Origin of the sequence: Phaeovulum sp. (genome assembly GCF_041596715.1) — a bacterium.
In the GTDB taxonomy this organism is placed as follows: domain Bacteria; phylum Pseudomonadota; class Alphaproteobacteria; order Rhodobacterales; family Rhodobacteraceae; genus UBA6213.
Genome location: NZ_JBFHIA010000116.1, coordinates 1 through 9,187 on the forward strand (window position 1 = coordinate 1; position 9,187 = coordinate 9,187).

The following is a 9,187-nucleotide window of genomic DNA, read 5'->3' on the forward strand; positions in this document are numbered from 1 at the left end:
AGCCGGTCACTTCATCCAAGGGCTGAACATCTCGGGCAACGTGTTCCGCGCTGTCAGCGGCAATGTTGACCGGATCGAGCAGGTGGATACGACCTTTGCCGATCTGGACTATGGCCGGATGCGCAACATCGTGATGGAGGGCAATATTTTCAACGGTGTCGAGCAATACGTGTCGAACCCGATGACGATGGACTTCACGCAGGCCACCGCACAGGCGACTTGGACGCTTAACCCCGGCGCGGCGCTGCTCTTTGGTGGCTGGGCGCGCAACGTCGAAAGCGTGGTGACGCAAGGCATGATTGCCACCGCCGCAAACGCGCGTGTAAGCGAGATGCCTTATGTTCTGACCGAGCAGGGCACCGACAAGAAATCAATAAGTTTGAATTGGTCGCAGGCGGCCAAGGGGCGGGTGCAGGTCAAGTTGCGGATGGATCTGCTGGCCTGAAGGGCCGACAATATGCGAAACGAGGGCGGCACCAGTGGTGCCGCCTTTTTTATGGCGCAAGGTCTTCCGCCGTCAACTCAAAGGCGCGGCCAAACCCACCGTTCAGCAGCGCGCCGGTGGGTGCAAGGTGCACAAAGCGAAAGTCGGGCAGATCAGCGTAGATGCGCGCTTTTGGGTGCAGCGCCAACCAATGCGCGCGCAAACCCTGCGCGCGCGCCTCTTCGGGTTCAACAAAGCGCGCGGTCACGCTGAGGCTCAGCCGCGGCTGTGTCAGCGGGTCGCCCTTTGCCCCCGGCTCGCCAAGCAGAACCCCTGCCTGTGGTGCCACCGCCAGCGCGCGCGAGTGCAGTGCTAGGCCCGAGACGAGGGCCAGCAACCCACCGCCTGTGGCGGGGGCAAGCGCGATGCGCGCAACATGTGGGGCCCCGCTTACCGGATGCAACACGCCAATAGCCCCGAACCGAGCGCCAGCGACCAGATCGCGGGCCAGCGTGCGGGCCGCATTGTCGGTGGGGCGGATGGGCGAGAGCGGGCTGGGCATGGCGGCTCTGGGGTGCTTTGCTGATCGAGAACTAGGGGCTTTGCTTTGCTTCGTTTGCGCGTTTTGGGGGGGCGAATCGCATCGGTTACGGCGGTCGGCCTGTGCAGCAGTGAAGTTTAGTATTGTTTAAAATAGCGACAAAAAAGCACAGGACGCAGCGTCATTTCACCACAGCGTGAACAGGCAAGCGATTGAAACACATTGTCAAAAGCGCCGCGAGATTTCGACAATTTACACAGTTATCGCAAACGCTGTGAATTAATTTACAAAATAACCCAATGCATAAAGGGGCTTACATGAAACGCCGCAAATGGTTTACAATCAAACCGGGATGGAGGCTTTCGTATTTTCGGAGGCATGGGTCGCGGCAAGGCGACTTTAGTGACAGGGAGGAATCTGACTATGGCCGCACAGGAGCATTCGGCAGGTGGGACGCTGGCAACGCGGCCGGTACCGGCGGGGTTTGAGGGCGTACATGCAGACGCCGCAAAATATCGCGCGCTGTACAACGAGTCGATCTCTGATCCGGACAAGTTCTGGGGCCGCGAAGGCAAGCGACTCGACTGGATCACGCCCTATACCAAGGTGAAGAACACCGATTTCACCTTCGGTCATGTCAACATCAAGTGGTACGAAGACGGTGTACTGAACGTAGCGGCAAACTGCATCGATCGTCATCTTGCGACCCGCGGCGAACAGACCGCAATCATCTTTGAGCCGGATGACCCGAAGACGCCCGCTCAACACATCACCTACAACCAGCTTGCAGAGCGCGTTAATCGCATGGCGAACGTGCTGCTCAGCCAAGGTGTAATGCGTGGCGACCGGGTTGTGATCTATCTGCCGATGATCCCCGAGGCGGCCTATGCGATGCTGGCCTGCGCACGTATTGGTGCCATCCATTCGGTGGTCTTCGCGGGTTTTTCGCCTGACGCACTTGCAAACCGCATCAACGACTGCGGCGCGAAGCTTGTCATCACTGCCGATACCGCCCCGCGTGGCGGGCGCCGCACGCCGCTCAAGTCCAATACTGACGCTGCATTGCTGCACTGCTCTGACAAGGTGCGCTGCCTTGTGGTAAAGCACACTGGCGAGCAGACCACGTGGATTCAGGGCCGCGATGTGGATGTGAAGCTTTTGATGGAGCACGCGAGCCCCGATTGCCCGCCGCGCCCGATGGGGGCCGAAGACCCGCTGTTCATTCTTTACACCTCGGGTTCGACCGGCAAGCCCAAGGGGGTTGTGCATACCTCGGGCGGATATCTCGTTTATGCGGCGATGACGCACCAATACACCTTCGACTACCAAGACGGCGATGTGTTCTGGTGCACCGCCGACGTGGGCTGGGTGACCGGGCACAGCTACATCGTTTACGGGCCACTGGCGAACGGCGGGACAACGCTGATGTTCGAGGGCGTGCCAACATTCCCCGATGCCGGGCGCTTCTGGCAGGTGTGCGAAAAGCACAAGGTGACGCAGTTCTACACCGCCCCGACGGCGATCCGCTCGCTGATGGGGATGGGCACGGAGTGGATTGAAAAATATGATCTTTCGACGCTGCGGGTGCTGGGCACGGTCGGCGAGCCGATCAACCCCGAAGCCTGGGTCTGGTATGACAAGAACATCGGCAAGAGCAAATGCCCGATTGTCGACACCTTCTGGCAGACCGAAACCGGCGGCCACATGATTACCCCGCTGCCGGGTGCCACGCCCACCAAGCCGGGCTCGGCCACCACGCCCTTCTTTGGCGTGAAGCCGGTGGTTCTTGATGCCAATACCGGTGTGCGCCAAGGCGAAACCGAATGCGAAGGCGTGCTGTGCATATCGGATAGCTGGCCGGGGCAGATGCGCACGCTCTGGGGCGATCACGAACGTTTCCAAGAAGCCTATTTCGGCCAGTATCGCGGCTACTACTTCACCGGCGATGGCTGCCGCCGCGATGCCGATGGGTATTACTGGATCACTGGGCGTGTCGATGACGTGATCAACGTTTCCGGCCACAGGATGGGCACGGCCGAGGTTGAATCGGCGCTTGTTGCGCATGCCAAGGTCGCGGAAGCCGCCGTTGTCGGCTACCCGCACGAGATCAAGGGGCAGGGCATCTATGCCTATGTCACGCTGATGAACGGCGAGACGCCTTCGGAAGAGCTGCGCAAGGATCTGGTCAAATGGGTTCGCACCGAGATTGGCCCGATCGCCAGCCCCGATCTTATCCAGTGGGCACCGGGCCTTCCCAAGACCCGTTCGGGCAAGATCATGCGTCGCATTCTGCGCAAAATCGCCGAGAATGACTACGGCGCGCTGGGCGACATCTCGACTTTGGCTGACCCTTCGGTTGTGCAGGAACTGATCGACAACCGCATGAACCGGGGCTAAGGGCTTGCAGAAAATGGCAAAACCCTCTCCGGTAGTGCTGATCTTGCTTGGGCCTCCGGGCGCGGGCAAGGGCACGCAAGCGCGGATGCTGGAAGACCGTTTCGGCCTGATCCAGCTTTCGACGGGTGATCTTTTGCGCGCGGCGGTCGCGGCGCGCACCCCCGCAGGCAAAGCCGCAAAATCGGTGATGGAGGCAGGCCAGCTTGTCAGCGACGAAATCGTGCTGGCGGTTCTGAAGGAGCGCATGGCGCAGCCGGATGTGAAAGCGGGTGTCATCCTCGACGGCTTCCCGCGCACTGCCGGGCAGGCCGCGGCGCTGGATGCGCTTTTGTCGGCGGCTGGGCAAAAAGTGACCGCCGCCATCAGCCTAGAGGTTGATGACGAAGCGATGGTGGCGCGGGTTTCGGGCCGCACCACCTGCGCTAGCTGCGGTGAAGGCTATCATGAGCAATTCAAACGTCCCGCAGTTGCGGGCGTTTGTGACAAGTGCGGCGGCACGGAGTTCAAGCGCCGTGCCGACGACAACGCCGAAACGGCGCGGGAACGGCTGATCGCCTACCACGCCCAGACGGCACCGCTGATCGCGCATTACGAAAAGGCAGGCGTTCTGGAAAAGATCGATGCGATGGGATCCATCGACGAAATCGGCGCAGGGCTAAGCCGCATTGTGGAGCGTGTATCGGCGACGTGACGGGGAAGGGCGGTTCCCTGCTGGGGGTGCCGCCGGAGGTAACAACAGGGAGTAACGTAAATGGCGGACAAATCTTCGTCCAATGCCTACTGGAAAGCGAACATCCGGATGATTCAGCTTTTTCTGATCATCTGGTTCGTGGCTTCCTTCGGCTTTGGCATCATCTTGCGGCCGATGCTGATGGGCATCGCGGTCGGTGGTAGTGATCTGGGCTTCTGGTTTGCCCAGCAAGGCTCAATCCTGGTCTTTCTTGTCCTGATCTTTGTCTATGCCTGGCGCATGAACAAGCTCGACAAGGAATTCGGCGTCGAAGAATAAGGGAGAGCAGGGACAATGGATCAGTTTACCCTCAACCTGCTGGTGATTGGCGCGACCTTCGCGCTTTACATCGGCATCGCGATCTGGGCCCGCGCGGGTTCCACGTCAGAGTTCTATGCCGCAGGCCGCGGTGTTCACCCCATCCTCAACGGTATGGCGACCGGCGCTGACTGGATGTCGGCGGCCTCGTTCATCTCGATGGCGGGTATCATCGCCATGGCCGCGGCCGGTGGTTATGAGCAGTCTGCCTACCTGATGGGCTGGACCGGTGGCTATGTGCTGCTGGCGCTGCTGCTTGCACCCTATCTGCGCAAGTTCGGCAAGTTCACCGTGCCCGAGTTCATCGGCGACCGCTTCTATTCGAAGACGGCGCGGATGGTGGCGGTGGCCTGCCTTATCATCGCCTCGGTCACCTACGTTATCGGCCAGATGACCGGTGTTGGCGTGGCCTTTGCGCGCTTCCTCGAAGTGAAATCGTCGACCGGTCTCTACATCGGCGCGGCGATCGTGTTCGCCTATGCCGTGCTTGGCGGCATGAAGGGCATCACCTACACGCAGGTGGCCCAGTACTGCGTGCTGATCATCGCCTACACGATCCCGGCGATCTTCATTTCGCTGAACCTGACCGGCAACTTCCTGCCGCAAACCGGCCTGTTCGGTACGCATACCGCTTCGGGTGTGGCGCTGTTGACCAAACTCGACCAACTGGTGACCGAGCTTGGCTTCCGCCAGTATACCGGCATGACGACCAACATGCTCAACATGGTGCTGTTCACCATGTCGCTGATGATCGGCACCGCCGGCCTGCCGCACGTGATCGTGCGCTTCTTCACCGTGCCGAAGGTTGCCGATGCGCGCGCCTCGGCCGGTTGGGCGCTGGTGTTCATCGCGCTTCTCTACACCGTTGCCCCGGCCGTCGGCGCGATGGCGCGTTTGAACCTGACCACCACTTTCTGGCCGAACGCGGTCGCGGGCCAAGCCTTTGACGGCGAAGCCATCTCTGTCGACTCGATTGCGAACGATCCGCAGTACAACTGGATCAACAACTGGGCGAAAACCGGTCTTCTGAAGTTTGAAGACAAAAACGGTGACGGCCAGATCCAGTACTACAACGACAAGAACGCCGACGTCGCCGCCATGGCAACGGCCAAAGGTTGGACCGGGAACGAGCTGACCACCGTGAACAACGACATCATGGTGCTGGCCAACCCCGAAATCGCCCACCTGCCGGGTTGGGTTATCGCGCTGGTCGCCGCCGGTGGTCTTGCCGCCGCGCTTTCGACCGCAGCGGGCCTGCTGTTGGCCATCGCATCGGCCATCAGCCATGACGTGATCAAGGGTGCCTTGAACCCGGACATCTCGGAAAAAGGCGAACTGCTGGCCGCGCGTATCGCAATGGCTGTTGCGATTGGTGTTGCTACCTACCTTGGTCTGCACCCCCCGGGGTTTGCGGCACAAACCGTGGCGCTTGCCTTCGGTATCGCCGCCGCCTCGATCTTCCCGGCGCTGATGATGGGCATTTTCTCTAAGCGCATCAACAACTCGGGTGCGGTCTGGGGGATGCTTTCGGGCCTGATCTTCACGCTCGTCTACATCTTCATCTACAAAGGCTGGTTCTTCTTCCCCGGCACCAACCAACTGCCTGACACCGTTGACAACTGGGTGCTCGGCATCTCGCCGCTGTCGATCGGTGCGGTCGGCGCGCTGGTGAACTTCGGTGTCGCCTATGCGGTTTCGATGACCTCGAAAGAGCCGCCGCAAGAGATCCAGGAACTGATCGAGGGTATCCGCGTGCCGAAAGGCGCCGGGGCTGCCACCGCTCACTAAAAGAAAGTTTCGGGCGCGGGGGAACCCTCGCGCCCGAGCCAAGTGACCGACGGCGCGCCGTGACCCTGGCGCTCACGTCATCCCGAGGGGGGAACGATGGGCGACGATCTCGAGGCAACCATCGGTTTTCTGGAAACCGTCCACCCCTACGATACCTTACCCAAGGACGAATTGGCGCGCGTCGCCAGTTTCTTCGTGCGCAAGGAGTTTCCGACTGACACGTTGGTCTACCAGATCGGCGACGTGCTTTCGGGCATCTACCTGATCAAGCGCGGCGGGGTCGAGGTGCTTGATCGCAACGGCGGGCTGGTTTCGCTGCTTTCAGCGCGCAATACTTTTGGCGAGCGTGGGCTGATGCGCGACGGTCTTGCCGCCACCACCGCCCACACCCGTGAAGACAGCACGATCCTGATGCTGCCCGCAGTCGAGTTTCGTGAACTTATTGCGCGCTTCCCCGCGTTCGAGCGGTTTTTCAACCGGGGCCGCGGGCAAGACAACCACACCGCCGATATCTCGACGCTGAAGGTTGCCGATCTGGTCGCGCGCAAACCCCTTTCCTGCGAGCCCAGCACCACGGTGGCAGAAGCTGCGCGGATGATGCGCGATTCTCATATCTCGAGCCTTGGTGTCACCGAGGACGGTCGGCTTTTGGGCATTCTGACCGTGCGCGATCTTGCAAACAAGGTGCTGGCCGAAGGCCGCTCTCCGCAGACGCCGGTATCGCGGGTGATGACCGCCAAGCCAATCTCGTTGCCACCCGATGCGCTTGGTTCGGACATTCTGCACATCATGCTTGAACGCAAGATCGGGCACTTGCCGATTGTCGAGGGCGGGCGGTTTGTGGGTATGGTCACGCAGACCGACCTAACCCGTTTTCAGGCTGTCAGCGCCGCGGCACTGGTGCGCGATGTGGCAGGTGCCGAGACGGTCGAGGAAATGGCATCCGTCACCGCCCGTATTCCGCGTCTGCTGGTGCAGCTTGTCGGCGGCAACCACGCGCATGAGGTTGTAACGCGCCTGATTACCGACATTGCGGATGCGGTTACCCGCCGACTTCTCGCGATGGCCGAGGCAAAGCTGGGCACCGCACCAGTGCCCTATCTCTGGCTGGCCTGCGGAAGTCAGGGGCGGCAGGAACAGACTGGCGTGTCCGATCAGGACAACTGCATGATCATTCACAACAACGCCACGCCGGATGACATGGCCTATTTTGCCAAGATGGCAAAGATCGTTTCGGACGGGCTGAACGCCTGTGGCTACGTCTATTGCCCCGGCGACATGATGGCTACGGCCGACCGCTGGCGGGTGCGCCAAAAGCTTTGGCGCGACTATTTCCAACGCTGGATCGCGGTGCCTTCGAACGAGGCGCAGATGCTTGCCTCGGTGATGTTCGATCTGCGCCCGATCGGCGGCACCGTCAGCCTGTATCAGGAGTTGCAGGACGAAACACTGGAACTCGCCTCGAAAAACTCGATCTTCGTAGCGCATATGATCGCCAATTCACTCAAGCATACGCCGCCCTTGGGCCTGATCCGCGGTTTCGCGACGATCCGCTCTGGCGAATATCGCAACCACATCGACATGAAACACAACGGCGTGGTGCCGGTGGCCGATCTTGCGCGTGTCTATGCGCTTCAGGGTAGTCTGACCGCCGCCAACACACGCGCGCGCTTGCAAGGTGCCGAGGCGGCAGGGGTTATTTCTTCGTCTGGTGCGCGCGATTTGATTGAGGCATATGACCTGATCGCTTCGATGCGACTCGAAAATCAGGCGCATCTGGTGCGTTCGGGGCGCAAGCCCGACAACTTCTTGTCGCCCTCGGACCTGTCAGATTTTGAGCGCAGCCATCTGCGCGATGCCTTTGTTGTGGTGCGCACGATGCAATCGGCGCTGAGCCACGGCAAGGGCGCACCGGGATAAAGGACGAATAGCCTATGGCAGTTGACTGGATCACGATGGCGGCGGTTGGCATTCTGGCCTTCTCGATTGTCTATGCCGCCAACCATCTGAGCGGCCGCCGCCTGCCAAAGTGGCTGATGCCCGCGGCAATCGGTGCCTCGATGATCATCTATTCGGCGTGGAACGAATATTCGTGGTTCGACCGCGTCAGCCAAGATTTGCCCGAAAGCGTGGTGATCCTTGACCAGGTTCGTGGCGGTGCACCTTGGCGGCCTTGGTCGTATCTGTTCCCGGTCACCTCGCGGTTCATGGCAATCGATCGCGCTGCGGTCTTACGCTCGGCTGCAACGCCTGATCTGGCGGCGACAGAGGTGCTACTGGTCACCCGCTGGGGCGAGACGATGCGCGTGCCGGTGGCCTTCGACTGCGCGGCCGGCGCGCGGGCCGATCTGGTGGAAGGTGCTGAACTGGTGCCCGACGGAACCCTGCGTGGCGCCGTCTGGGTGCCGGTGGGGCTGGATGACGTGATGCTGAAGGCCGCGTGCAACGGAGGATAGGCAATGGCCGACGGAGCGAAAAAACGCCGGGTTCTCATTGTCGAGGATGAGGACAACATCGCCATCGCGCTCGACTATCTGTTGACCCGTGAAGGCTATGAACATGACCGCATCGCCAATGGCGCAGAGGCGGTAGCACGCATCCGCGAAACGATGCCCGACCTTGTGCTGCTTGACGTGATGCTTCCCGAGGTTTCGGGATACGAGATTTGCCAGACCGTGCGCACCGACCGCGCGCTGGACGGTGTGAAGATTCTGATGATGACCGCACGTGGTTCGGCGATGGAAAGGCGCAAGGGGCTGGCACTTGGCGCTGACGGCTTTATCGCCAAGCCGTTCGAATTGAAGGAACTTCGTGCCGAGGTGCAGCGCCTTCTTGCGCCGGAGGCCGGGCCATGAGTGAACGCTTCAGCCTGCGGACCAGAATATTTCTGTTCTTCGCGGCGCTGACGCTAGGCAACCTCGGAGCAATATCCGCCGGCATCTATGTCGGCTATCACGGAATAGACGACCCTGCGGTGTTCAACGCCTTC

Annotated in this window: 8 protein-coding genes and 1 pseudogene; 8 read left to right on the forward strand and 1 reads right to left on the reverse strand. The window is 60.8% G+C overall.

All coding sequences use genetic code 11. The features are described 5' to 3' along the window. Positions 1 to 445: pseudogene (locus ABY403_RS09355) on the forward strand (right-handed parallel beta-helix repeat-containing protein); the annotation flags it as partial. A 49-nt stretch (positions 446 to 494) separates the two neighbouring features. On the opposite strand, the gene ABY403_RS09360 reads toward ABY403_RS09355, so the two are convergent. Continuing rightward, on the reverse strand, positions 495 to 986 hold the full coding sequence (locus ABY403_RS09360) for a HugZ family protein (RefSeq protein ID WP_372840521.1): 492 nt from the start codon (positions 984 to 986) through the stop codon (positions 495 to 497). Between the two features lie 402 nt (positions 987 to 1,388). Here ABY403_RS09360 and acs point away from each other — a divergent pair, with 402 nt between their 5' ends. The 7 genes from acs (at position 1,389) to ABY403_RS09395 (ending at position 9,053) form a co-directional block, all read left to right on the forward strand. Further along, on the forward strand, positions 1,389 to 3,362 hold the full coding sequence (gene acs, locus ABY403_RS09365) for an acetate--CoA ligase (RefSeq protein WP_372840522.1): 1,974 nt from the start codon (positions 1,389 to 1,391) through the stop codon (positions 3,360 to 3,362). A 13-nt stretch (positions 3,363 to 3,375) separates the two neighbouring features. Beyond that, on the forward strand, positions 3,376 to 4,053 hold the full coding sequence (locus ABY403_RS09370; RefSeq protein ID WP_372840523.1) for an adenylate kinase: 678 nt from the start codon (positions 3,376 to 3,378) through the stop codon (positions 4,051 to 4,053). A 60-nt stretch (positions 4,054 to 4,113) separates the two neighbouring features. Further along, on the forward strand, positions 4,114 to 4,371 hold the full coding sequence (locus tag ABY403_RS09375; protein ID WP_372840524.1) for a DUF4212 domain-containing protein: 258 nt from the start codon (positions 4,114 to 4,116) through the stop codon (positions 4,369 to 4,371). Positions 4,372 to 4,386: 15 nt separating this feature from the next. Continuing rightward, complete coding sequence (locus tag ABY403_RS09380; RefSeq protein ID WP_372840525.1) at positions 4,387 to 6,198, forward strand: sodium:solute symporter family protein; 1,812 nt, start codon at positions 4,387 to 4,389, stop codon at positions 6,196 to 6,198. 96 nt (positions 6,199 to 6,294) lie between these two features. Further along, a complete protein-coding gene (locus ABY403_RS09385) occupies positions 6,295 to 8,118 on the forward strand; it encodes a putative nucleotidyltransferase substrate binding domain-containing protein (RefSeq protein ID WP_372840526.1) in 1,824 nt (607 codons plus the stop codon). Positions 8,119 to 8,132: 14 nt separating this feature from the next. Beyond that, entirely contained in the window at positions 8,133 to 8,654 is a 522-nt protein-coding gene (locus ABY403_RS09390; RefSeq protein ID WP_372840527.1) for a hypothetical protein, read from the forward strand. 3 nt (positions 8,655 to 8,657) lie between these two features. Then, on the forward strand, positions 8,658 to 9,053 hold the full coding sequence (locus tag ABY403_RS09395; protein ID WP_372840528.1) for a response regulator transcription factor: 396 nt from the start codon (positions 8,658 to 8,660) through the stop codon (positions 9,051 to 9,053). Positions 9,054 to 9,187 lie beyond the last annotated feature (134 nt).

Bases quoted from the DNA above. Each gene is read 5' to 3' on its own strand.
- ABY403_RS09395 (WP_372840528.1), top strand. From the start codon at position 8,658: ATGGCCGACGGAGCGAAAAAACGCCGGGTTCTCATTGTCGAGGATGAG.
- ABY403_RS09375 (WP_372840524.1), top strand. From the start codon at position 4,114: ATGGCGGACAAATCTTCGTCCAATGCCTACTGGAAAGCGAACATCCGG.
- ABY403_RS09380 (WP_372840525.1), top strand. From the start codon at position 4,387: ATGGATCAGTTTACCCTCAACCTGCTGGTGATTGGCGCGACCTTCGCG.
- ABY403_RS09370 (WP_372840523.1), top strand. From the start codon at position 3,376: ATGGCAAAACCCTCTCCGGTAGTGCTGATCTTGCTTGGGCCTCCGGGC.
- acs (WP_372840522.1), top strand. From the start codon at position 1,389: ATGGCCGCACAGGAGCATTCGGCAGGTGGGACGCTGGCAACGCGGCCG.
- ABY403_RS09360 (WP_372840521.1), bottom strand. From the start codon at position 986: ATGCCCAGCCCGCTCTCGCCCATCCGCCCCACCGACAATGCGGCCCGC.
- ABY403_RS09390 (WP_372840527.1), top strand. From the start codon at position 8,133: ATGGCAGTTGACTGGATCACGATGGCGGCGGTTGGCATTCTGGCCTTC.
- ABY403_RS09385 (WP_372840526.1), top strand. From the start codon at position 6,295: ATGGGCGACGATCTCGAGGCAACCATCGGTTTTCTGGAAACCGTCCAC.